Raw genomic sequence first — 22,212 nt, 5'->3', positions numbered from 1 at the left:
CTGATGGCACCAACACGAGGCACGTTGTTTCGCGACCGTTCGACAACCAGGGGTTGACCATGCCTGACCGCCAGCGCCGATTGCTTCGCCTCATCGTTTGCGGACTGACCGCAGCCGTGTGGACACTCCCAGCCATGTCCCACACCGGCACGGACGGGGGTGTACACCACGGATGGCTGGCCGGCCTGCTCCACCCCTTGACGGGCATGGACCACTTGGCCGCCATGCTCGCGGTCGGCATCTGGAGTGCGCTGGTCAGCACGCAGCGTTGGATGGCGCCGTTGGCGTTCGCCAGCGTGTTGTTGGTGGGCGCGCTGGCGGCCCAAGCGGGGCTGCCGACAGTGGCCGTGGAGCCCATGATCGCGGTCTCGCTGCTGACGCTGGGGCTGCTGATCGCGGCGCGCGTGGCCGTGCCGCAGGCCGTGGCCGCGGGGCTGGTGGCGGCGTTCGCGTGGTTCCACGGCGCCGCACATGGCCATGAGCTGGCGGGTCACGCGGCGCTGTTGGGCATGGTGCTCAGCACCGCGGTGCTGCACGGGGTGGGGATCGGTCTCGGTGTCGTGCTGCAACGCAGCCATGCGTGGGCACCCCGCATCGCCGGCGCGATGGTTGGCGCCGTGGGCGTGTCCAGTGTCATGGCGTTGGTTTGACGCTCCGCGCCGTGCCCTTGTAGCGCCGAGCGGCGGTGCCGGATCAATCCAGTGCCCCGCGCCCGAACACAAAGGAGTCGATCGTGATCCCTGGCGAATACCTGTTGGTCAACGATGAGTTGCCGCTCAACCCCGGGCGCGTCACGCGCACGCTGGTGGTGCACAACACCGCGCAGCGCCCTATTCAGGTAGGGTCACACTACCACTTTGCCGAAACCAACGCTGCGCTGCAATTCGATCGCGCGGCAGCGCACGGTATGCGGCTCAATATTGCCAGCGGCACAGCCATACGCTTTGAACCCGGGCAGCAACGCACCGTGGAGCTGGTGGCGCTGGCCGGCAGGCGGCACGTCTGGGGATTTCGTGGCTTGACCAATGGGCCACTGGATCAGCTGGAGGGTTGAACAGACTATGGTCACGATCTCACGGCGTGCGTACGCCGAAATGTTTGGCCCCACGATCGGGGATCGCGTCCGTCTGGCCGACACATCCCTGTGGGCCGAGGTTGAGGACGACTACACGCTGCGTGCCGGCGGCTACGGCGAGGAGGTCAAATTCGGAGGCGGCAAGACCATTCGCGATGGCATGGGCCAAAGCCAGCACCCACGTGCTGCGGGCGCCGTCGATTTGGTCATCACCAACGCTCTGGTCATCGACCACTGGGGTATTGTCAAAGCCGATATCGGCGTACGCGATGGCCGTATCGTCGCCCTTGGCAAAGCCGGCAATCCCGATACGCAGCCCGGCGTCGATATCGTCATTGGCCCCGGCACCGAGGTGCTGGCCGGCGAAGGCATGATCGTGACCGCAGGCGGCCACGACAGCCACATCCACTTCATCTGCCCGCAGCAGATCGAAGAGGCGCTGATGTCGGGCATCACGACGATGACCGGTGGTGGCACTGGGCCGGCCACCGGCACCAACGCCACCACCTGCACGCCCGGCCCCTGGTACGTGCAACGCATGCTGCAAGCGGCCGAAGCCTTCCCGATGAACCTTGGGTTTCTCGGCAAAGGCAACGCCAGCCGCCCCGAAGGTCTGCGCGAACAGATCGAGGCCGGCGCCATCGGCATGAAGCTGCACGAGGACTGGGGCTCCACCCCGGCGGCCATCGATGCGTGCTTGAGCGTAGCCGAAGCAACCGACACCCAGGTGGCCATCCACACCGACACCCTCAACGAAAGCGGCTTCGTTGAGGATTCTCTGGCGGCCATGCGCGGCCGCACGATCCACGCCTTTCACTGCGAAGGTGCCGGCGGCGGCCACGCCCCCGACATCCTGCGCATCGTCGGCGAGCCCTACGTGCTGCCCTCCTCCACCAACCCCACGCGCCCCTACACCGTCAACACGCTGGATGAGCACGTGGATATGCTGATGGTGTGCCATCACCTCGATCCGTCCATCGCGGAGGACTTGGCGTTTGCCGAAAGCCGCATCCGCAAGGAGACGATCGCCGCCGAGGACATCCTGCATGACCTGGGGGCCATCAGCATCATGAGCAGCGACAGCCAGGCCATGGGCCGCGTCGGCGAGGTCATCACGCGCACCTGGCAGACCGCGCACAAGATGAAAATCCAGCGCGGCTGGCTGGCGCCCCCCGCCGACTGGCCGCAGCGCAGCGACCACGAGCCGCGCAACGACAATTTCCGCATCAAGCGCTACGTGGCCAAGTACACCATCAACCCGGCCATCGCGCACGGCATGGCGCACGAAATCGGCTCCGTCGAGGTCGGCAAGTGGGCCGACCTGGTGTTGTGGAAGCCGGCCTTCTTCGGTGTGAAGCCCGCCGTCGTCGTCAAGGGCGGCATGATCGTGGCCGCGGCGATGGGCGACCCCAACGCCTCCATCCCGACGCCGCAGCCGGTGCACCTGCGGCCGATGTTCGGCGCCTTCGGCGAAGCGCTGGCGCACACCTCGCTGACCTTCGTGTCGCAGGCGGCGCTGGCCGCGGGGGTAGCCCAGCGCTACGGCTTGCACAAACCGCTGGTCGCCGTGCAGGGCTGCCGCCGTATTGGCAAGCGCGACATGGTGCTCAACGACCACACGCCCCACATGGAGATCGATCCACAAACCTATGCGGTGCGCGCCGACGGCGAGTTGTTGGTGTGCGAAGCGGCCAGCGTGCTGCCCATGGCGCAGCGCTATTTTTTATTTTGACGGATGCACTCACCATGCACCATTCAGCCGCCCCCGCTGACCCGCCGTTGCTGGCAAGCCGCCTGATACCGGATGGCGCGGGGCTCGCCCGGACGCTGTTGGCCCGCGCACCCGTACTGGAACTCGAATGGACATGGCGCCAGCGCAGCCGTTTCGAAGCGCGTGACAGCCAAGGACGCCGCATTGCGGTGTTGCTGCCCCGCGGCAGCGTCATGCGCGACGGCGATGTGTTGGTGTTGACCGATGGCGGCCTGCTGTGTGTACGCGCCGCGGTCGAACCCCTGCTCAAGGTCACGACCTGCCCGGAGCACGGCACGCCCTTGGACTTGCTGCGCGCCGCGTACCACCTAGGCAACCGCCATGTCGCGCTGCAATTGCACGCCGACCATCTCAAGCTGGAGCGCGACCATGTGCTGGCCGACTTGTTACGCCAAATGCACCTGACGGTTACGGAAGTCGATGAACCCTTTGAGCCCGAGTTCGGTGCTTACGGCGGACCTGCGCATCACCGCCACGATGGACACGTTCACCCCACCGACGATCACCCACACCATGGCCAACCCTGATGGTGAGCGTGATCCCCAGGCCTTGCTCGGGTTGTTGTGGCTCGCTTCGCCTGCTTTGCCGCTGGGTGGTTTTTCATACTCCGAAGGGCTGGAAAGTGCCGTCGAGGCCGGGCGGGTGCACGACGAGGCCAGCGCGGCCCAGTGGCTGCTGGCTCAGCTCCATTTGACCCAGGCCCGGGCTGATCTGTCCGTGGTGGCGCAGGCACTGCCCGCGTGGCGCGCCCGTGACTGGACAACATTGCTGACGTTGAACGCGTGGACACGCCGCACCCGGGAAAGCGCTGAGCTGCGTTTGCAAAGCGAACAAATGGGGCATGCGGTGCTGCACTGGTTGCAGGGTTTAAGGCCGCACACGTTGCCCGATCCGGGGTTGGATGAGGTGCCGGCTGCACTGCAACCGCCCACCTACCCCGTGGCGTACGCGTGGGCGCTGGCGACCCTGACACCCAACACCCTCCCCACAGCCCATGCCCTGTTGGCTGCGGGCTTCGCCTGGTGTGAGGCGGCCTGCCAGGCCGCGGTCAAAGCCGTACCCCTGGGACAAAACGCCGGCCAGCGGCTGCTGGCCCAGTTGCGTGCGGCGCTGCCCGCGGCCGTGCACGTTGCCCTTTCGCAACCGCCGGGTCAACGCCAATGCTTCGCCCCAATGCTGGCCATCCTGTCAGCACGCCATGAAACCCAATACAGCCGCCTGTTTCGCTCATGAACACCGCAACCTCGGTTCTTCACGCCATTCCCGGACGCAACAAGCCCCTGCCACCGCTGAGGGTAGGCATCGGCGGACCGGTTGGTTCGGGCAAAACGACGCTGCTGGAGATGCTGTGCAAAACCATGCGCCAGCGCTACGACTTGGTGGCCATCACCAACGACATTTACACGAAAGAGGACCAGCGCTTGCTCACCATCAGCGGCGCATTGCCTCCCGAGCGCATCCTTGGGGTAGAAACAGGCGGATGTCCCCACACGGCCATCCGGGAAGACTGCTCCATCAACCTCGAGGCCATCGACCGCATGTTGCGGCAGTTTCCAGACGCGGACATTGTCTTTGTCGAAAGCGGCGGTGATAACCTGGCCGCCACGTTCAGCCCCGAGCTGTCCGACCTGACCATCTACGTCATCGATGTCGCGGCCGGTGAAAAAATCCCCCGCAAAGGCGGGCCAGGAATCACCAAAAGCGATTTGTTGGTCATCAACAAGATCGACCTCGCTCCCCATGTCGGCGCCAACCTCGAAGTGATGGCCGCAGACACCGCGCGCATGAGGCCCGACCCCGATCGTCGCCCTTGGGTCATGACCAACCTCAAAACCCAACAGGGATTGGCTGAAGTCGTCTCTTTCATTGAGCGCCACGGGCTGTTGATCACAAGCTGAGGCGGCTGTGCGCCTGTCGGTGACAGCGTCGCCGTTGGCTTTGCCAAGTCGCGCCTCCAGCCAACAAACGACGAGAACACGGCGTATCGCCACCACGCATCAGCCCCACGCGCCAGTTGCACGCGCCAACACCCAACCACCCCTCGATCATGAACCTCTCTGCCCATCCCGTCCCCCCAGGCGACCACCCGCAGAGACACGGTGGTTGACAGCGCACCCGCCAGCCAACCAGTGGCCCGTTCGGCCTTCACCGCCCACGGGATCTGGACGCCTAGCGTGTGAACCGCCCCGGATTTTGAGGAGGCTCCAACTCTTGAGAAGATGGAGCCATGAACAAGACATCGAAATTCTCACCCGAGGTCCGCGAGCGCGCCGTGCGCATGGTGCAAGAGCACCGGGGCGAGTACCCCTCGCTGTGGGCGGCCGTGGAATCGATAGCACCCAAGATTGGCTGCGTGCCGCAGACGCTGCTCGAATGGGTCAAGCGCCAGGAAGTCGATGCCGGCCAGCGCGAGGGACTGACCAGCGGCGAGCGCGAGCGGCTGCGGGGGAGTTTTTCAACGGCCTGCTAATCCAGCCGCGCAGAACAGCGGGCGTCACGCTGCTGCGACAGCGGCTCTGACACGTTTGCAGATCACCCGTCACCGGTCGGCCACGCGGCCACCACGTCCACCGCCTTGCGCAGGTGAACGCCTGGCGTGCAAGTACACTGGCGGCCATGCTCAGCACCCTCGAATGGTCCGCCGCCGTGCTGCTTGGCCTGCTGGTGGGCAGCTTTCTCAACGTCGTCATCCACCGCTTGCCGACGATGCTGCAGCGCCGCTGGGAGGCCGAGTGCGCCGCGCTGCGTGGCGAGGAACCGCCCGCACGGCCACCCTACAACCTATGGGTGCCGCGCTCGCACTGCCCAGCGTGCCAAACGCCGATCCCTTCGTGGCGCAACGTGCCGCTGCTGAGCTTTGTGCTGCAGCGCGGGCGCTGCGCCGCGTGTGGGGCGCGTATCGCCTGGCGCTACCCCATCATCGAATTGGCCTGCGGGGTGTGGTTTGCGGCGGTGGCGTGGCGCCACGGCGTGTCCTTGGCCGCCGTGGCGTGGGCCGCGTGGGGTGCGGCGCTGCTGGCGCTGGCCGCCATCGACTGGGACACGACGCTGCTGCCGGACGACATCACGCTGCCGCTGCTGTGGGCCGGGCTGATCGGGGCAGCGCTGGGGTGGACCGGGGTGGCCTTGGCCGACGCGCTGTGGGGTGCGGTGGCCGGCTACCTGAGCCTGTGGAGCGTGTACTGGACGTTCAAGCTGCTGACCGGCAAGGAAGGCATGGGCTACGGTGACTTCAAGTTGCTCGCCGGGCTGGGCGCTTGGCTCGGCTGGCAGGCGCTGATCCCGCTGGTGTTGGTGGCGTCGCTGGTGGGTGCGTTGGTTGGCCTGGGGCTGAAGGCCACCGGCGGCCTGCGGGAGGGGCGCTACGTACCGTTTGGGCCGTTTTTGGCGCTGGGGGGTCTGCTGGTGTGGGTCATCGGTCCCCGGGCATTGCTAACGTGGTTGGGGCTGCCGGCATGACCAGGCCGCTGCGCATTGGGCTGACCGGCGGCATCGGCAGCGGCAAAAGCACCGTGGCGGCGATGCTGGCCGAACTGGGCGCCGAGGTCATCGACGCCGACGCCATCGCGCGCGGCGTCACCGCCTCCGGCGGCGCGGCCATCGAGGCGATCCGCCAGGCGTTTGGCCCGCAAGTCATCGACGACCACGGCGCGCTGGACCGCGCACGCATGCGTGCGTTGGTCTTTGCCGACCCACAGGCGCGGGCGCGGCTGGAAGCCATCGTCCATCCGCTGGTGCGCGCCGAGATCGACCGCCGCGTGGCGGCCTCGGCCGCCGACACGGTGGTGCTGGACCTGCCGTTGCTGGTCGAATCGGCGGCTTGGCGCCAGCGCTGCGACCAGGTGTGGGTGGTCGACTGCGCCCCCGAAACCCAGATCGAGCGCGTGATGGCGCGCAACGGCTGGCCGCGTGAGCAGGTGCAGGCCGTGCTGGCGGCCCAGGCGGACCGGGCCACGCGGCTGGCCGCCGCCGACGTCGTGATCGACAACGACGCCGGCACCGACCTGGCCACGCTGCGCGGGCGCGTGGCACGCGCGTGGGCAGCGCGCCGAATGCCGCTATCATGACCGTGTGATTCTTTACGAATACCCTCTCAACGAGCGCACCCGCACCTACCTGCGGCTGGAGCACCTGCTGCACCGCTTGGGTACGCTGGTGCCGCGCGAGCACCCGCTGGACCACCATCACGCGCTGCAAACCTTGTTCGAAATCCTCGAAGTGGGTGCGCGCGCCGACCTCAAGAGCGAAATCCTGAAGGATCTGGAGCGCCACAAGCACGTGTTCGAGGGCTACCGGGGCAACCCCGCCATCTCGGAGGTGGCGCTGGAGCAGCTCATCGCCCGCCTCGACCGCTGCTACACGGCGCTGCGTGACGACGAAGGCCGCCCAGGCCACGCGCTGGCCAGTGTGGAATGGCTGCAAACGGTGCGCAACCGCATGGCCATCCCCGGTGGCACCTGTGGCTTCGACCTGCCCGCCTACCACGACTGGCAACACCGCCCGGCGGCCGAGCGGCAGGCCGATCTGGCGCGTTGGGCGCAGGAGGTGGCCTGCCTGGCCGAGCCGGTGCACCTGCTGCTGCAACTGCTGCGGGAGTCGGCCATCGCGCAAAAGGTTTACGCCACGCAGGGGCAGTTTCAGCAAAACCTACCGCAGAGCCGCACCTTCCAGTTGCTGCGGGTGTGGCTGGACCCGACCCTGCAATTGATCCCGGAAATCAGCGGCAACCGCTTGCTGGTGGCGGTGCGCATGCTGCGGCGCAACGGCGAGGGGCGGCTGGAGCACGCGGCCGACGCCGAGGCCGAGTTCGAAATCCACCTGTGCCATTGAAGCGGCAGCGATGACGGACGCTCCCACCCCCCAATGGACGGCTCGCACCGTAACGTGCCCGGCTTGCGGGCAACCGGCCCGCTACGCCGCTGACAACCCGTGGCGCCCGTTTTGCAGCGCGCGCTGCAAGCAGCTGGACCTGGGCGCCTGGGCCAGCGAGGCGTACCGCGTGCCGGACCCCACCCCCCCGGCACCGCCTGACGACGTCCCGCAGCATTGAGCCGCGCGGCGGGCGGCGCCGCCGTCAGGCCGCCAACGAGGCGCGGATTTCCGAAAACGTGCTGGCCAGGTCCAGCACGTCGATGGGCTGGCCGAGTTGGCGCTCGATCTGCGTGTGTGAGATCACGCCCCGGATCCACGGGCCGTGGTCGGCACCGGCCTTTTCGGCCACCAGCAGGTGGCGCCGCCCGACGCTTTTGAGCGTGGCGATGACGTCGGCCACGCTGCAGCGCTTGAGGTCGTCGTAGTCCACCGCGTCGAATTCGTCCAGCGGCGTCATCACGTCGGCCACCACCAGCTCGCCGTAGGCCACGCCGCGGCGTTGCGCCGCCATCATCGGGCGCTCGCCCTCCAGGTCGGCGGCGGTGATCAGGCCTTCGACGCACGGCATCGTGCGCACCACGAACAGCAGGCGCACCCCTTGGTGGATCATGGCCTGCCGCGCCGCGTCCAGCGTTTCGTCCGGCGTGGTGGTGGCGGCGCGCACCTCGGTCAGGTCGGTCATCACCGTGATGCCGGGCGAGTGCAGCGTCACCGATGGACGCTGCGGCGGCTGCGCTTGGACGATGCAGGTGCCGGGAGGGAAGCGAAACGGTGTCAGGCGTGCCATGAACGACTCCAGTCCAACCCCCGTCACCTCCGCCGGGGGTATCCAGCGACAAGTCTAGCGCCACTCGACCTGCGCCGCAAGGGGGCGCACCCGAACCCCCGTTACGGCGTTGCAGCCCGCGGCTCGTCTTCGAGCCAGCGCAGCAGCGGCACCGTGCCCGGCAGCACCGGCGCCACCGCCACCGGCAGTCGCTGCCAGGCGTAGGTTTGGCCTTCGTGCATCTGCAGCTCACCCTGCCAGGCGTGGACGCGACCGACGTGCAACCGCACCAGCGCGTGCGGGTAGTCCACCGTCAGCGTGCGCCACGGCTGCACCGGGCCGATGGTGACGCCGATTTCTTCCTGCAGCTCGCGGCGCAACGCTTGCTCGACGCTTTCGCCCGGCTCGACCTTGCCACCGGGGAACTCCCAGTACCCGGCGTAGGCCTTGCCCGGCGGCCGCGTGGTCAGCAGCACACGGCCTTCGGCGTCGATCAGCACGCCCACCGCGACGTCGGTCACCGGCCGCGGGCCGTTTTGGCGCGGCTCGGCCGCGTCCACCACCAGCACGCCAGCGTCGGCCCACACCGCCGGTGCGGTCATGCCGCCGCCCCCAGACCGACGCGCCCCGCCCAGTCGCGCGCGAACTGGTGCGCCACACGGCCGCTGCGCGAGCCACGCTCCAGCGCCCACACCAACGCAGCGCGGCACGCGTCGTCCCACTGCGCCTCGGGCACACCGTAGGCAGTCAGCCACTGGCGCACGACGCGCAGGTACTCGTCCTGGCTGAAGGGGTAAAAGCTTACCCACAGCCCGAAGCGCTCGGACAGCGAGATTTTTTCCTCCACCGCCTCGGCCGGGTGCAATTCGCCGTCCTCGTCGTAGGTGGCGTCGAGGTTGTCGCGCATCGTCTCCGGCAGCAAATGACGGCGGTTGCTGGTGGCGTATATCAGCACGTTGGGGCTGGCCGCCGCCACCGAGCCGTCCAGCATCGACTTCAACGCCTTGTAGCCAGACTCGCCGGCTTCAAAGCTCAGGTCGTCGCAGTACACGATAAAGCGCTCCGGGCGGCCCGCCACCAGCTCGGCGATATCCGGCAGGTCCACCAAATCGGCCTTGTCGACCTCGATCAGGCGCAGCCCTGCGGGCGCGTAAGCGTTGAGGCAGGCGCGGATCAGCGAGCTTTTGCCGGTGCCGCGCGCGCCGGTCAGCAGCACGTTGTTGGCCGGCAAGCCACGCACGAAGCGTTCGGTGTTGGCGCGCACGCGCTCCTTTTGGTCGTCGATTTCGCGCAGGTCGTCCAGCCGGATCGTGGCCACGTGCCGCACGGGCTCCAGCACCCCATGCGCGCCGCGCTTGCGGTAGCGAAACGCCACCGAAGCCGCCCAGTCCGGCGCGCTCAACGGCTGCGGCAACACGGCCTCCAGCCGCGCCACCAGGCTTTCCACGCGCTGCAGCACACGCTCGAAGTGCTCGTTCATCGAGGGCCTCAGCTGCGGTAGTCGGCGTTGATGCTGACGTAGTCGTGGCTGAGGTCGCAGGTCCACACCGTCTCGGCGGCTTGCCCGCGGCCCAGCAGCACCCGCACCGTGATGTCGCTTTGCTTCATCACGCGTTGGCCGTCTTCCTCGCGGTAGGCCGGGTGGCGCCCCCCCTGCGTGACGACGTGCACATCGTCCAGGTACAGCTCGATGCCGCGTTGGTCCAGGTCGTCGATGCCAGCGTAGCCGACGGCGGCCAGGATGCGCCCGAGGTTGGGGTCGCTGGCGTAAAACGCGGTTTTGACCAACGGCGAGTGCGCGATCGCGTAGGCGGCCTTCAGGCACTCGTCGGCGTCGCGCCCGCCTTCGACGCGCACGGTGATGAACTTGGTCGCCCCCTCGCCGTCGCGCACGATGGCGTGCGCCAGCCAGCGCGCCACGTCGATGAGCGCGGCCAGCAACGCCTGCCCGGCGGGGCTGTCCAGCGCGGTGATGGGGGGCAGCGGCGCGCGCCCGGTGGCGATGACGATGAACGAGTCGTTGGTGGACGTGTCGCCGTCCACCGTGATGCGGTTGAACGAGGCGTCGGCCACGCGCCGTGCCAGCTCGGGCATCAGCGCCGGGGCCACCGGCGCGTCGGTGGCCACGAACCCCAGCATCGTGGCCATGTTGGGCCGGATCATCCCGGCCCCTTTGGCGATGCCCGAGACGCTGACCGGCACCCCGTCGATGGCCACGCGGCGGCTGGCGGCCTTCGGCACGGTGTCGGTGGTCATGATGCCTTCGGCGGCGCGCGCCCAGTGCGCGCCGTCGTCGGCCGCGTCGGCCAGCGCAGCGGGCAGCCCCGTCACGATGCGCTCGACCGGCAGCGGCTCCATGATGACGCCGGTGGAAAACGGCAGCACCTGCTGCGGCGACACGCCCAGCTTTTGCGCCAATGCAATGCAGACGGTGCGCGCGTCGATGAGGCCTTGTTCGCCGGTGCCAGCGTTGGCGCAGCCGGTGTTGACCACCAGCGCCCGGATGCCGTGCCCAGCGGCCAGGTGCTCGCGGCACACCTGCACCGGCGCGGCGCAGTAGCGGTTGCGGGTGAATACGCCCCCCACCGCGGCCCCTTCGTCGAGCAGCATCACGGTGAGGTCTTTGCGCTGGGCTTTGCGGATGCCGGCTTCGGCCACGCCCAGGCGTACGCCGGGCACGCTCAGCAGGTCCGCGGGGTTGGGGGCACTCAGGTTGACGGCCATCGCTCGGGGCTCCAGCACGGGTTTCAGGTCAGCTTGCCGTGGCAGTGCTTGTATTTTTTGCCGCTGCCGCACGGGCAGGGGTCGTTGCGGCCCACGCGCGCCATGGCCGGTGCCGGTGGCTGACCCAGCAGGCCTTGGTCGGCCACGGTCTGCGCTTCGCCGGTTTCGGTAGGGGCGGTGTAGGTCACATTGGTCAGCTGCGTGGCGCTTTGCTCGATGCGCTGCGCCGCGCCGCTGACCTCATCGGGCGTTTGCACGCGCACGTTCATCAGGATGCGCGTGACCTCGTCGCGCACCGCGTCGAGCATCTGGCCAAAGAGCTGGAACGCTTCGCGTTTGTACTCCTGCTTGGGTTGTTTTTGCGCGTAGCCGCGCAGGTGGATGCCCTGGCGCAGGTAGTCCAGCGCGGCCAGGTGGTCGCGCCAGTGCTGGTCCAGCGTTTGCAGCAGCACCACACGTTCAAAAGGCGTGAACGCGGCGCGACCCGCCAGGGCCACCTTGGCCTCGTAGGCGTCGTGCCCGGCCTGCACCACGCGGCGCACGATCTCCTCGTCGTCCATCTCGCTGGCCTGCTCCACCTGCGCGGTCAGGTCCAGTTGCAGGCCGTACTGCTCGGCCAGCGCCTTTTGCAAACCGGGCAGGTCCCACTGCTCCTCGACGCTGCCGGCGGGCACGTACTGGCGCACGAGGTCGGTCAGGCAACCCTCGCGCAGCGCGGTGATTTGCGCCGTCAGGTCGTCGGCGTCGATGATGTCGTTGCGCTGCTGGTAGATGACCTTGCGCTGGTCGTTGGCGACGTCGTCGTACTCCAGCAACTGCTTGCGGATGTCGAAGTTGCGTGCTTCGACCTTGCGCTGCGCGCTCTCGATGGCACGGGTGACCATGCCGGCTTCGATCGCCTCGCCCTCGGGGATCTTGAGCCGCTCCATGATGGCCTTGACGCGCTCGCCAGCGAAGATGCGCATCAGCGGATCGTCCAGGCTGAGGTAGAAGCGGCTAGAACCCGGGTCGCCCTGGCGGCCGGCGCGGCCGCGCAGCTGGTTGTCGATGCGCCGGCTCTCGTGCCGCTCGGTGCCGATGATGCGCAAGCCCCCCAGCGCCTTGACCTTGTCGTGGTCGGCCTGCCACTGCGCGCGCGCCTGCTCGACGCGCTGGCGCTTGGCGGCCTCGTCCAGGCTGGCGTCGGCCTCGATGACGGCGATCATTTTCTCGAGGTTGCCGCCGAGCACGATGTCGGTGCCGCGGCCGGCCATGTTGGTGGCGATGGTGATGGCGCCTGGACGGCCCGCCTGGGCGATGATCTCGGCCTCGCGCGCGTGCTGCTTGGCGTTGAGCACCTCGTGCGGCAGGCCTTCGCGCTGCAGCAGTTGCGACAGCACCTCGGAGTTTTCAATCGACGACGTGCCCACCAACACCGGCTGGCCGCGCTCGTGGCAGGCGCGGATGTCCTCGACCACCGCGCGGTATTTCTCCGCCAGGGTTTTGTAGACGCGGTCTTGCTCGTCGCGCCGCTGGCTGGGCTTGTTGGGCGGGATGACCACCGTCTCCAGCCCGTAGATTTGCTGGAACTCGTACGCCTCGGTGTCGGCGGTGCCGGTCATGCCCGCCAGCTTTTCGTACAGGCGGAAGTAGTTCTGGAACGTGATCGACGCCAGCGTTTGGTTTTCCGGCTGGATGGCCACGCCTTCCTTGGCCTCGACCGCCTGGTGCAGGCCGTCGCTCCAGCGCCGCCCGACCATCAGGCGGCCGGTAAATTCGTCGACGATGATGACCTCGCCGTTTTGCACCACGTAGTGCTGGTCGCGGTGGTACAGGTGGTGCGCTTTGAGCGCCGTGACCAGGTGGTGCAGCAAGGTGATGTTGGCCGGGTCGTACAGCGACGCGCCTTCGGGCAGCAGCCCGGCGCGGGCCAGCAGCTCCTCGGCGCGCTCGTGCCCCTGCTCGGTTAGGTGGATCTGGTGCGACTTCTCGTCCAACGTGAAGTCGCCCGGCTCGACAACGCCTTCGCCCGTGCGCGGATCGGCCTCGCCGATCTGACGCTTGAGCTGCGGCGCCAACTGGTTGATCTTGAGGTACAGCTCGGTGTGGTCCTCGGCCTGGCCGCTGATGATCAGCGGGGTGCGCGCCTCGTCGATCAGGATCGAGTCCACCTCGTCGACGATGGCGTAGTGCAACCCACGCTGCACGCGGTCGCGCGCCTCGTAGACCATGTTGTCGCGCAGGTAGTCGAAACCGTACTCGTTGTTGGTGCCGTAGGTGATGTCGGCGGCGTAGGCGGCTTGCTTTTGCTCGCGGCTCATCAGCGGCAGGTTGACGCCGACGCTCAGGCCCAGCCAGTTGTACAGCCGCCCCATCCACTCGGCGTCGCGCCCGGCCAGGTAGTCGTTGACGGTGACGACGTGCACGCCCTTGCCGGTCAGGGCGTTGAGGTACACCGGCAGCGTGGCTGTCAGCGTTTTGCCTTCGCCGGTGCGCATCTCGGCGATCTTGCCCTGGTGCAGCGCGATGCCGCCCATCAGCTGCACGTCGAAGTGGCGCATCTTCATGACACGCCGGCTGGCCTCGCGCACGACGGCAAACGCTTCGGGCAGCAGCTCGTCGAGCGTCTGCCCGTTGGCCAGGCGTTGCTTGAACTCGACCGTCTTGGCCTGCAGCTGCTCGTCGCTGAGCAGTTGCAGGCCGCTTTCCAGCGCGTTGATGCGCTCGACGATGCGACGATAGCCTTTGAGCAACCGGTCGTTGCGGCTGCCGAAAATTTTGGTCAACAACGGGATGGCCATACAAACCCCGCCGCGCCCGCCCCGGTGCAGGGCACGCGCGGCCCAGACTGTTCACAACGTTGCGCGCCCCACGCCCGTGGAGCGCACCGCGACCTTGGGGGCACGCGGTGGACACGCCACCGGCGCACCACCCGCTTGCCCGAAACGGCCATTGTAGTGGGCTTGCCGCGCCGGCCCTCAGGTGCGGCCGCGCCCCGCCACACGCACACGCAGCTGCTGCACCGGCGCACCGGCGTTGCGCGCCGCCGCCAGCAGCACCGGTGCCAGTTGCCGCACCTTGGCCGCCACCGACGGGTTGGCCGCCAGCACGCACCACACCCCCTCTTCCAGCGGGCCGGCCTGCACCAGGTCGCGCAAGCCCGGCGGCAGGTGCACGGCCACCCGCTGCAACAGCCGCCGCGACGCCCAGGCACGCTCGGCCACGTCGGCCAGCGTGGCGTTGGCGCGTACCGCTTGCTGCAGCGTCAGCATGGAATCTGCACCGCTGGCCGTGCCACGGGCGTGGGTGAGGGGTCGTGTTGGGTTGGCATCTCGGGCATCTCTCCTTGGACCGAACGTTGCGCACACAGTCTACGGCAACTCAGCCCGGTGGACGCAGGCGCAGCAGCTGACCGTCGGCCGCATCGGTCAACAGGTACAGCCAGCCGTCCGGTCCCTGGCGCACGTCGCGAATGCGCTGGCGCAGCTCGCGCAGCAGGTGCTCTTCATGCGCCACACGCGTGCCATCCAACGTCAGCCGCACCAGCCGCTGACCGCGCAACGCCCCGATGAAAAGACTGCCGCGCCACGCGGGACCGTAGCGGTCGCTGGTCAACCACGCCATGCCCGACGGCGCGATCGACGGCGTCCAGTGGTGCAGCGGCGCCACCATGCCGGGCTTGTGCGTACCTTCGCCAATCGGCCCGCCACCGTACTGCTCACCAAACGTCACCACCGGCCAACCATGGTTGCCACCGGGTTCAGGGCGGTTGAGTTCGTCGCCGCCCTGCGGCCCGTGCTCGTGCAGCCACAGCCGCCCATCCGGCCCCCACACGGCCCCCTGGGGGTTGCGGTGGCCGTAGCTCCAGATCTCCGGCAGCGCGTCGCGCCGGCCAACAAACGGGTTGTCTGGCGGCACGCCACCGTCGGGGGTGACGCGCACCACCTTGCCCAGGTGGTTGTCCAGACGCTGCGCATCCGCCATGCGGTGGTAACGCTCACCCAGCGTTAGGTACAGCGTACCGTCGGGTGACTGCACGATGCGGCAACCGAAGTGCAACCGGCTGGCTATGGCGGGGCGCTGCCGAAAGATCACCCGCACCTGCTGCAAGCGGTCGGCCGCCTCGGCCAACACCGCGCGGGCCAAGGCCGTGGCGTTGCCTTGCCCCGCAGGGTCGGGCTCGGCATAGCACAGGTACAGCTGGCGGTTGCGCGCAAAGTCGCGGTCCACCGCCACGTCCAACAGACCGCCCTGCCCTACCGCATCCACGCGCGGCACGCCACCGAGCGGCGGCCCCACGCGGCCATCGGGCAAAAACGCCAGCGCCCACGGGTGCTCCACCCCGGTGGCCACCGTCTCGACACGCACTTGGGCTTTGGCCGGCGTGGCCGTGCAGCCTCCCCACCCCAGCAGCGCAATGGCCACCCAGGCCACCCGCATGCGCCACTTCGAACCGTGCAGCGATGGATCCATGCGCGCTAGCGTCGGGCAAAACGGCCTTGCCGTCAAGGCCGGAACTTCACCGTTAGCACTCGATCCAAGAGAGTGCTAATATGATGACCACGCTCCCACAGTCAAGGAGAGGAGAACCGATGAGCGGCACGTCTTTTGCCCTGGCCCCCAGCACTGCGGCCACGCTGCCGGCGGCGTCGTGGAACAGCACGGCGCTGACGCTGCCGCCGCTGGGCAACCTGGATGCTTACATCAGCGCGGTCAACCGCATTCCGATGCTCAGCGCCGACGAGGAGCGCGAGTGCGCGCGGCGCTGGCGCGAGCAGCACGACCTGGAAGCCGCGGGCAAGCTGGTGTTGTCGCACCTGCGTCTGGTGGTGGCCATTTCACGCCAATACCTGGGCTACGGCCTGCCGCAGGCCGACCTGATCCAGGAGGGCAACATCGGCCTGATGAAGGCGGTCAAGCGCTTCGACCCGGCGCAGGGCGTGCGCCTGGTCAGCTACGCCGTGCATTGGATCAAGGCCGAGATCCACGAATTCATCGTGCGCAACTGGCGCATGGTCAAGGTGGCCACCACCAAGGCGCAGCGCAAGCTGTTTTTCAACCTGCGCGCGCTCAAGCGCAGCGTCAAGGCCGGCGCCGGTGACGACGAGGTGCTGCGTGAGCGGCTGACCGACGCCGAGATCGACGTCGTGGCGCGTGAGCTCAACGTCAAGCGCGAAGACGTCATCGAGATGGAAACGCGCCTGAGCGGCCACGACGTGGCGCTGGACCCGCTGCCCGCCGCGGACGATGCCGATGAACCGCAGGCGCCGATCGCCTACCTGGCCGACCTGCGCCACGAGCCCACCGAGGTGCTGGCCGCGCGCGAGCGCGAGCTGCTGGCCACCGAAGGCATCGAGCAGGCGCTGGCCCAGCTCGACGAGCGCTCGCGGCGCATCATCACTGCGCGCTGGTTGCAGGTCAACGACGATGGCAGCGGTGGCGCCACGCTGCACGAGCTGGCCGCCGAGTTTGGCATCAGCGCCGAGCGCGTGCGGCAAATCGAAGCGGCCGCGCTCAAAAAGCTGCGCAAGGCGCTCGAAGCCTACGCTTGATCAGCCCTCGCGCCGCAACGCGGGAAACAGGATCACGTCACGGATGCTGGGGCTGTCGGTCAGCAGCATCACCAGCCGGTCGATGCCCACGCCGCAGCCACCGGCGGGCGGCATGCCGTACTCCAGCGCGCGGATATAGTCGGCATCGAAGTACATCGCTTCGTCGTCGCCCGCCTCTTTGTTGGCCACCTGAGCCAAGAAGCGCTCAGCCTGGTCTTCGGGGTCGTTGAGCTCGGAAAAGCCGTTGGCGATTTCGCGTCCGGTGATATACAGCTCGAAGCGCTCGGTGATGCTGGGGTCGGCGTCGCTGGCGCGCGCCAGCGGCGAAATTTCGGTCGGGTGGTTGCAAATGAAGGTGGGCTGCCACAGCTTGTCTTCCACCACCTCCTCGAAGTACAGCACCTGCAGCGCGGCGATGCTGCGCTGATCGAGCCGCTCTTTGACCGGATCCACGCCCAAGCGGCGCAGTTGCTCGCGCAGCCACGCGGCGTCGTCCACGCGCGCGCCGGCGTCGGTGTGCTTGAGGATGGCCTCGCGGATGGTCAGGCGCTCAAACGGCGCGTCCAGGTCCACGTCGCGCCCTTGGTAGACGAGCTTGCCGCCGCCGCACACGGCGTGCGCGACGCGGCGGATCATGTCCTCGGTGAAGGCCATCATGTCGGCGTGGTTCCAGTACGCCGCGTAAAACTCCATCATCGTGAACTCGGGGTTGTGGCGCACGCTGATGCCTTCGTTGCGGAAGTTGCGGTTGATCTCGAAGACGCGATCAAACCCACCCACCAACAGCCGCTTGAGGTACAGCTCCGGCGCGATGCGCAGGTACATATCCTGCTCCAACGCGTTGTGGTGGGTGACGAAGGGCCGCGCGTTGGCGCCTCCCGGGATGGGGTGCAACATTGGCGTTTCCACCTCCAAAAAGCCCTGCTGCACCATGTGCTCGCGCAGCGTCGTCACCGCCAGGCTGCGCGCCACGAAGCGCTGGCGCACCTGCACGTCGGTCATCAGATCGACGTAGCGCTGGCGGTACTTGAGCTCCTGGTCGTGGATGCCGTGGAATTTGTCCGGCAGTGGCCGCAGGCTTTTGACCACCAGGCGCAGCCGCGTGACCTTGATCGACAGCTCGCCCGTGCGGGTTTTGAACACCGTGCCCTCGGCGTACAGGATGTCGCCCAGGTCCCAGTGCTTGAAGGCTTCGTAGGTGGTCTCGCCCACGCCGTCCTTGGTGATGTAAAGCTGGATGCGCCCGCCCGTGGGGCCGAAGGAGGCATCTTGCACGGTGGCGAAGCTGGCCTTGCCCATGACGCGCTTGAGCATCATGCGCCCGGCCACGCTGACGCGCGCCTGCAACGGCTCCAGCAGTTCGTTGCTCATGTGGCCGTACTCGGCCTGCAGGCCGGCCGCCGTGTGCTGCGGCCGCACGTCGTTGGGGAACGCCGGCCCGGCCCCTTGACGGGCCGCTTCGCGCAGGGCGGCCAGTTTGGCGCGGCGCTCGGCGATGAGCTGGTTGTCGTCGACGTGGGGCGCAGCGGGGGTGTGGTCGGGCTGGGTCATGGTACGAAAGCCACAAAAAGCAAGGCAGGCGCCGGCGCGGCGCCTTGGGCAACAAAAAAAGCTTGGCGGCCATCGAAACCGCCAAGCCCGCGATTGTAGGACGCCCGCCGGGGGTTAGGCGACGGACGCTTCGCCCAGGTACGCCGCGCGCACCTTGGGGTCGTCCAGCATGGCCTTGGCCTCGCCGGTCATGATGATCTCGCCCGAGTCCATCACGTAGCCGCGATCGGCCACCTGCAGCGCGCGGCGGGCATTTTGCTCCACCAGCAGGATCGTCATGCCCTGCGCGTGCACGTCGCGCACCACCTCGAAGATCTTGTCCACCATGATCGGCGACAGGCCCATCGACGGCTCGTCCAGCAGCAACAGCTTGGGGCGGCTCATCAGCGCGCGGGCCATCGCCAGCATCTGCTGCTCGCCGCCGGACATCGTGCCGGCCAACTGGTCTTTGCGCTCGCGCAAGCGCGGAAACAGCTCGAACATGCGCTCGATGTCGCGCTGGATGTCGGCCTTGTCGGTGCGGGTGTAGGCGCCCATCAGCAGGTTTTCGACGATGGTCATGCGCGCAAACACACCCCGGCCCTCCGGCACCATGGCCAGCCCACGCTTGACCAGGTCCCACGACCCCACGCCGCGGATGCTTTGGCCGTCGTACACGATGTCGCCCGCTTCGGCCAGCAACATGCCGGTGATGGCCTTCATCGTCGTCGTTTTGCCCGCGCCGTTGGAGCCGATCAGGGTCACCAGCTCGCCCTCGCGCACCTCCAGGTCGATGCCCTTGACGGCCTTGATGCCACCGTACGAGACCTTCAGGTCCGTAACTTTCAACAGGGTGTTGGCCATTTCAATGCCCTCCGGTGCCCAGGTAGGCCTCGATGACCTTGGGGTTCTTTTGCACCTCGGCCGGCGTGCCCTCGGCGAGCTGCTTGCCATAGTCCAGCACGGTGACGCGGTCGCACAGGCCCATCACGAGCTTGACGTCGTGCTCGATCAGCAAGATGGTGCGGTTGTCGCGCCGAATGCGGTCGATCAGCTCGCGCAACTGCACCTTCTCGGTGGCGTTCATGCCCGCAGCCGGCTCGTCCAGCGCGATCAGCTTGGGGTCGGTGGCCAGCGCGCGCGCGATTTCAAGCCGGCGTTGGTCGCCATAGGACAGCGTACGCGCCTTGTAGTCGGCGTACTTGGCAATGCCAACGTACTCCAGCAGCTCCATCGCGCGCTCGGCGATGGCACGCTCCTCGGCCTTGAAGCCGGGCGTGCGCAGGATGGCGCTGAGCAGCCCCCCGCGTGTGCGGACGTGACGCCCCACCATGACGTTTTCCAGCACCGTCATTTCGGCAAACAGGCGAATGTTCTGGAACGTACGCGCGATGCCCGCCTTGGCCACTTCGTGCACCGCGGTGGGCGTGTAGGGCTTGCCGTCAAGCTCGAAGCTGCCGCTGTCGGGCGTGTACAGGCCGGTCAGCACGTTGAAAAACGTCGTCTTGCCCGCACCGTTGGGGCCGATCAGGCCGTAGACCTGGCCGCGCTTGATTTCGATGCCCACGTCCGACAGCGCCTGCAGCCCGCCGAAGCGCTTGGACACCCCGCTGACTTTGAGAATGGTGTCTGTCATGAAAGCTCTCCTGCGCCGTTATTTGCTGAGCGACTTGCCGTGCTCGGGCGCGGGCCACAGGCCACGCGGACGCAGCAGCATGATGATGATCATCGCCAGCGCGATCAGCAGCTGACGCAGGATTTCCGGGGCCAGGCGGCCGTCGGTCAGGTGGTGCAGCGGGCCAGCCAGGTGGCGCAGCAGCTCCGGCAGACCGGCCAGCAACAGCGCGCCCAGGATCACGCCGGGGATGTGCCCCAGCCCGCCCAGCACCACCATGGCCACGATCATCACCGACTCCATCAGCACGAACGATTCGGGGTACACGCCGCGCATCAACGAGGCAAACAACACCCCGGCGATGCCGCCGAAGGTGGCGCTGGTGCCAAACGCGGCCAGCTTCAGGTTGCGCGTGTTGATGCCCATGGCCTTGGCGGCGATCTCGTCTTCGCGGATCGCCATCCACGCGCGCCCGATGCGCGAATCCGCCAACCGGTACGCCACCACGATGGTCATGATCACGAACGCCAGGATCAGGTAGTAGTACAGCGTCACCGACTCGAACGTGTACGACCAGCCCCCCAGCTCGACCGTGAGGCGCTGCGCCATGTTGTGGCCAAACACCGTCACCGCGTCCACACCGGCGATGCCTTTGGGACCGTTGGTGATGTTGATCGGGCGGTCCAGGTTGAGCATGAAGATGCGCACGATCTCACCAAAACCCAGCGTGACGATGGCCAGGTAGTCGCCGCGCAGCTTGAGCACGGGGTAGCCCAGCATCAGGCCGGTGATGCCCGCCAGCACGGCCGCCAGGATGATGACGATCCAAAAGCTCACGTGCAGCCCGTTGGGGAACGCCGCCGCGATGGCAGGGAAGTTTTCCGCCAGGCGCGGCGACGCAAGCAGGCTGTACACGTATGCCCCCACCGCGAAAAACGCGATGAAGCCCAGGTCCAGCAAGCCGGCAAACCCCACCACGATGTTGAGGCCCAGCGCCAGCATCACGTACAGCAGGGCCACATCGACGATGCGCACCCACGAGTTGCTGCCGGTGGCTTGCAGCAGCAGCGGCAGCACCAGCAGCCCCACGGCGGCCAGCGCAAACGTCACGTACTTGGCCTTGGTGGACGAAGAAGACGTTGTGGTCATGTTGCGCTCCTCCTGCACCCTCAGGCCCGGTCGGCCACGCGCTCACCCAGCAGGCCCGACGGGCGCAGCGTCAGCACGATGGCCAGCACGATGAAAGCAAAAATGTCGGAGTACTGGCTGCCCAAAAAGCCGCCGGTCAGCGGCCCCAGGTAGCCCGCGCCCAGCGACTCGATCAGCCCCAACGCCACACCGCCCACGACCGCACCGGCCAGGTTGCCGATGCCGCCAAACACCGCCGCCACGAACGCCTTGAGGCCAGGCATGAAGCCCATCGAGTGCTGCACGGTGCCGTAGTTGGACGCCCACATGATGCCGGCGATGGCCGCCAGCATCGCGCCGATGACGAACGTGGCCGAAATCACCACGTCGGGCTTGATGCCCATCAGCGCCGCGACGCGTGGGTTTTCGGCGGTGGCGCGCATCGCGCGGCCCAGGTTGGTCTTGTTGACGACGTACATCAGCAGCGACAGCACGATGGCGGTGGTGGCCAGGATCGTCACCTGCGTCGGCGAGATGACCGCCCCGCCCAGGTTGAACGGCTCGCTCGACAACAGCGTCGGGTACGACTTGGGATTGGGCTTCCACACAATCATCGCCAGCGTCTGCAGCAGGATGCTCATGCCGATCGCGGTGATCAGCGGCGCCAGGCGGGGCGAGTTGCGCAGCGGCCGGTAGGCCAGCTTTTCGATGCTGAAGTTGAGCAGCGCGCACACCACCATCGAGATCAACGCCGCCAGCACCAGCAGCATCCAGCCAGGCATGCCGGGCATGGCGTCGCGTGCCCAGGTGATTATGGTCCAGCTGGTCAGCGCGCCCACCATCAAAACGTCACCATGGGCGAAGTTGATCAGCCCGATGATGCCGTAGACCATCGTGTAGCCGAGTGCGACCAGCGCGTACATGCTGCCCAGCACCAGCCCGTTGATGATCTGCTGAAGCAAAACATCCATGAGAGCTCTCCGTTGTGAGGAACCTCCAACCCGGTGGCTCCTGGCCCATCGGGTTAGCAAAAAACCCGCCAGGGCGGGCCGTGTTGCGGCCGGGGGCGGGTTGAAGTGGCGGGATTGTAGCCAAGCCACCTGGGCACCACCGTGCTGGTTTGCCCTAGGTGACCGGCGGCGGCCTCAGGGTTTTCCCTGATATTTGCAGGGGGTACCCCGTCGGTGACAGGTCCGCCAT

The 22,212-nt window shown here is 67.5% G+C and carries 23 protein-coding genes and 1 pseudogene; 12 read left to right on the top strand and 12 right to left on the bottom strand.

Annotated elements, in window-relative coordinates:
- Nucleotides 1–59: 59 nt before the first annotated feature.
- The 11 genes and pseudogenes from Taqua_RS01035 to Taqua_RS00980 all read left to right on the top strand — a co-directional run bounded on the left by Taqua_RS01035 (nt 60) and on the right by Taqua_RS00980 (nt 7,896).
- Complete coding sequence (locus Taqua_RS01035) at nt 60–650, top strand: HupE/UreJ family protein (RefSeq protein WP_144324195.1); 591 nt, start codon at nt 60–62, stop codon at nt 648–650.
- Between the two features lie 83 nt (nt 651–733).
- Nucleotides 734–1,054, top strand: a complete 321-nt coding sequence (locus tag Taqua_RS01030; RefSeq protein WP_132963454.1) for an urease subunit beta — start codon at nt 734–736, stop codon at nt 1,052–1,054.
- Between the two features lie 7 nt (nt 1,055–1,061).
- The gene (gene ureC / locus Taqua_RS01025) at nt 1,062–2,807 is read left to right on the top strand and encodes an urease subunit alpha (protein WP_144324194.1); all 1,746 of its coding nucleotides are present in this window, start codon (nt 1,062–1,064) and stop codon (nt 2,805–2,807) included.
- A 14-nt stretch (nt 2,808–2,821) separates the two neighbouring features.
- Nucleotides 2,822–3,373, top strand: a complete 552-nt coding sequence (gene ureE / locus Taqua_RS01020; protein ID WP_144324193.1) for an urease accessory protein UreE — start codon at nt 2,822–2,824, stop codon at nt 3,371–3,373.
- Nucleotides 3,324–4,079, top strand: a complete 756-nt coding sequence (locus Taqua_RS01015) for an urease accessory protein UreF (RefSeq protein ID WP_342780888.1) — start codon at nt 3,324–3,326, stop codon at nt 4,077–4,079. Before ureE ends, Taqua_RS01015 begins: the two co-directional genes overlap by 50 nt.
- Nucleotides 4,076–4,744 (top strand): urease accessory protein UreG, encoded by a 669-nt coding sequence (gene ureG / locus Taqua_RS01010; RefSeq protein ID WP_144324191.1) that lies wholly within the window; start codon nt 4,076–4,078, stop codon nt 4,742–4,744. The genes Taqua_RS01015 and ureG overlap by 4 nt, the downstream gene beginning before the upstream one ends.
- Before the next feature lie 329 nt (nt 4,745–5,073).
- Nucleotides 5,074–5,292, top strand: a pseudogene (locus Taqua_RS01000) (transposase); the annotation flags it as partial.
- Between the two features lie 170 nt (nt 5,293–5,462).
- Nucleotides 5,463–6,305 (top strand): prepilin peptidase, encoded by an 843-nt coding sequence (locus Taqua_RS00995; RefSeq protein ID WP_144324190.1) that lies wholly within the window; start codon nt 5,463–5,465, stop codon nt 6,303–6,305.
- Nucleotides 6,302–6,913, top strand: coding sequence for a dephospho-CoA kinase (coaE, locus tag Taqua_RS00990; protein WP_144324189.1), 612 nt, complete (start codon nt 6,302–6,304; stop codon nt 6,911–6,913). Before Taqua_RS00995 ends, coaE begins: the two co-directional genes overlap by 4 nt.
- 4 nt (nt 6,914–6,917) lie before the next feature.
- A complete protein-coding gene (zapD, locus tag Taqua_RS00985; protein ID WP_144324188.1) occupies nt 6,918–7,676 on the top strand; it encodes a cell division protein ZapD in 759 nt (252 codons plus the stop codon).
- A gap of 10 nt (nt 7,677–7,686) precedes the next feature.
- Entirely contained in the window at nt 7,687–7,896 is a 210-nt protein-coding gene (locus tag Taqua_RS00980) for a DNA gyrase inhibitor YacG (protein WP_144324187.1), read from the top strand.
- Between the two features lie 24 nt (nt 7,897–7,920).
- On the opposite strand, the gene Taqua_RS00975 is transcribed toward Taqua_RS00980, so the two are convergent.
- From Taqua_RS00975 to Taqua_RS00945, 7 genes are all read right to left on the bottom strand, one after another.
- Nucleotides 7,921–8,505, bottom strand: coding sequence for a CBS domain-containing protein (locus Taqua_RS00975; protein ID WP_221933903.1), 585 nt, complete (start codon nt 8,503–8,505; stop codon nt 7,921–7,923).
- A gap of 101 nt (nt 8,506–8,606) precedes the next feature.
- Nucleotides 8,607–9,086: an NUDIX domain-containing protein gene (locus Taqua_RS00970; protein WP_144324186.1), complete on the bottom strand. Its 480-nt coding sequence runs from the start codon at nt 9,084–9,086 to the stop codon at nt 8,607–8,609.
- The gene (locus Taqua_RS00965) at nt 9,083–9,964 is read right to left on the bottom strand and encodes an ATP-binding protein (RefSeq protein WP_144324185.1); all 882 of its coding nucleotides are present in this window, start codon (nt 9,962–9,964) and stop codon (nt 9,083–9,085) included. Before Taqua_RS00965 ends, Taqua_RS00970 begins: the two co-directional genes overlap by 4 nt.
- 8 nt (nt 9,965–9,972) lie before the next feature.
- Nucleotides 9,973–11,208: a bifunctional glutamate N-acetyltransferase/amino-acid acetyltransferase ArgJ gene (gene argJ / locus Taqua_RS00960; protein WP_144324259.1), complete on the bottom strand. Its 1,236-nt coding sequence runs from the start codon at nt 11,206–11,208 to the stop codon at nt 9,973–9,975.
- 23 nt (nt 11,209–11,231) lie between these two features.
- Nucleotides 11,232–13,988, bottom strand: a complete 2,757-nt coding sequence (secA, locus tag Taqua_RS00955) for a preprotein translocase subunit SecA (RefSeq protein ID WP_144324184.1) — start codon at nt 13,986–13,988, stop codon at nt 11,232–11,234.
- 177 nt (nt 13,989–14,165) lie between these two features.
- Entirely contained in the window at nt 14,166–14,459 is a 294-nt protein-coding gene (locus tag Taqua_RS00950; protein WP_144324183.1) for a DciA family protein, read from the bottom strand.
- A 109-nt stretch (nt 14,460–14,568) separates the two neighbouring features.
- Entirely contained in the window at nt 14,569–15,660 is a 1,092-nt protein-coding gene (locus Taqua_RS00945) for a PQQ-dependent sugar dehydrogenase (protein WP_425472557.1), read from the bottom strand.
- A gap of 119 nt (nt 15,661–15,779) precedes the next feature.
- Here Taqua_RS00945 and rpoH point away from each other — a divergent pair, with 119 nt between their 5' ends.
- A complete protein-coding gene (gene rpoH / locus Taqua_RS00940) occupies nt 15,780–16,739 on the top strand; it encodes an RNA polymerase sigma factor RpoH (protein ID WP_144324182.1) in 960 nt (319 codons plus the stop codon).
- Here rpoH and lysS read toward each other — a convergent pair whose 3' ends face one another.
- The 5 genes from lysS to Taqua_RS00915 all read right to left on the bottom strand — a co-directional run bounded on the left by lysS (nt 16,740) and on the right by Taqua_RS00915 (nt 21,983).
- The gene (gene lysS, locus Taqua_RS00935) at nt 16,740–18,290 is read right to left on the bottom strand and encodes a lysine--tRNA ligase (RefSeq protein WP_144324181.1); all 1,551 of its coding nucleotides are present in this window, start codon (nt 18,288–18,290) and stop codon (nt 16,740–16,742) included.
- 114 nt (nt 18,291–18,404) lie between these two features.
- Nucleotides 18,405–19,133 (bottom strand): ABC transporter ATP-binding protein, encoded by a 729-nt coding sequence (locus tag Taqua_RS00930; RefSeq protein ID WP_144324180.1) that lies wholly within the window; start codon nt 19,131–19,133, stop codon nt 18,405–18,407.
- Between the two features lies 1 nt (nt 19,134).
- Entirely contained in the window at nt 19,135–19,905 is a 771-nt protein-coding gene (locus tag Taqua_RS00925) for an ABC transporter ATP-binding protein (RefSeq protein WP_132963494.1), read from the bottom strand.
- Between the two features lie 18 nt (nt 19,906–19,923).
- Nucleotides 19,924–21,033 (bottom strand): ABC transporter permease subunit, encoded by a 1,110-nt coding sequence (locus Taqua_RS00920; RefSeq protein ID WP_144324179.1) that lies wholly within the window; start codon nt 21,031–21,033, stop codon nt 19,924–19,926.
- A 20-nt stretch (nt 21,034–21,053) separates the two neighbouring features.
- Complete coding sequence (locus Taqua_RS00915) at nt 21,054–21,983, bottom strand: branched-chain amino acid ABC transporter permease (protein WP_144324178.1); 930 nt, start codon at nt 21,981–21,983, stop codon at nt 21,054–21,056.
- Nucleotides 21,984–22,212 lie beyond the last annotated feature (229 nt).

Source organism: Tepidimonas aquatica (assembly GCF_007556585.1).
Taxonomy (GTDB): domain Bacteria; phylum Pseudomonadota; class Gammaproteobacteria; order Burkholderiales; family Burkholderiaceae_C; genus Tepidimonas; species Tepidimonas aquatica.
The sequence above is the reverse complement of the archived record's forward strand: the minus strand, read 5'-3'. Positions and strand labels throughout refer to the sequence as shown.

Coding starts and splice junctions, on each gene's coding strand:
- Taqua_RS01035 (WP_144324195.1), top strand. CDS start 60: ATGCCTGACCGCCAGCGCCGATTGCTTCGCCTCATCGTTTGCGGACTG.
- ureC (WP_144324194.1), top strand. CDS start 1,062: ATGGTCACGATCTCACGGCGTGCGTACGCCGAAATGTTTGGCCCCACG.
- ureE (WP_144324193.1), top strand. CDS start 2,822: ATGCACCATTCAGCCGCCCCCGCTGACCCGCCGTTGCTGGCAAGCCGC.
- Taqua_RS01015 (WP_342780888.1), top strand. CDS start 3,324: ATGGACACGTTCACCCCACCGACGATCACCCACACCATGGCCAACCCT.
- ureG (WP_144324191.1), top strand. CDS start 4,076: ATGAACACCGCAACCTCGGTTCTTCACGCCATTCCCGGACGCAACAAG.
- Taqua_RS00995 (WP_144324190.1), top strand. CDS start 5,463: ATGCTCAGCACCCTCGAATGGTCCGCCGCCGTGCTGCTTGGCCTGCTG.
- coaE (WP_144324189.1), top strand. CDS start 6,302: ATGACCAGGCCGCTGCGCATTGGGCTGACCGGCGGCATCGGCAGCGGC.
- Taqua_RS00980 (WP_144324187.1), top strand. CDS start 7,687: ATGACGGACGCTCCCACCCCCCAATGGACGGCTCGCACCGTAACGTGC.
- Taqua_RS00975 (WP_221933903.1), bottom strand. CDS start 8,505: ATGGCACGCCTGACACCGTTTCGCTTCCCTCCCGGCACCTGCATCGTC.
- Taqua_RS00970 (WP_144324186.1), bottom strand. CDS start 9,086: ATGACCGCACCGGCGGTGTGGGCCGACGCTGGCGTGCTGGTGGTGGAC.
- Taqua_RS00965 (WP_144324185.1), bottom strand. CDS start 9,964: ATGAACGAGCACTTCGAGCGTGTGCTGCAGCGCGTGGAAAGCCTGGTG.
- argJ (WP_144324259.1), bottom strand. CDS start 11,208: ATGGCCGTCAACCTGAGTGCCCCCAACCCCGCGGACCTGCTGAGCGTG.
- secA (WP_144324184.1), bottom strand. CDS start 13,988: ATGGCCATCCCGTTGTTGACCAAAATTTTCGGCAGCCGCAACGACCGG.
- Taqua_RS00950 (WP_144324183.1), bottom strand. CDS start 14,459: ATGCTGACGCTGCAGCAAGCGGTACGCGCCAACGCCACGCTGGCCGAC.
- Taqua_RS00945 (WP_425472557.1), bottom strand. CDS start 15,660: ATGGATCCATCGCTGCACGGTTCGAAGTGGCGCATGCGGGTGGCCTGG.
- rpoH (WP_144324182.1), top strand. CDS start 15,780: ATGAGCGGCACGTCTTTTGCCCTGGCCCCCAGCACTGCGGCCACGCTG.
- lysS (WP_144324181.1), bottom strand. CDS start 18,290: ATGACCCAGCCCGACCACACCCCCGCTGCGCCCCACGTCGACGACAAC.
- Taqua_RS00930 (WP_144324180.1), bottom strand. CDS start 19,133: ATGGCCAACACCCTGTTGAAAGTTACGGACCTGAAGGTCTCGTACGGT.
- Taqua_RS00925 (WP_132963494.1), bottom strand. CDS start 19,905: ATGACAGACACCATTCTCAAAGTCAGCGGGGTGTCCAAGCGCTTCGGC.
- Taqua_RS00920 (WP_144324179.1), bottom strand. CDS start 21,033: ATGACCACAACGTCTTCTTCGTCCACCAAGGCCAAGTACGTGACGTTT.
- Taqua_RS00915 (WP_144324178.1), bottom strand. CDS start 21,983: ATGGATGTTTTGCTTCAGCAGATCATCAACGGGCTGGTGCTGGGCAGC.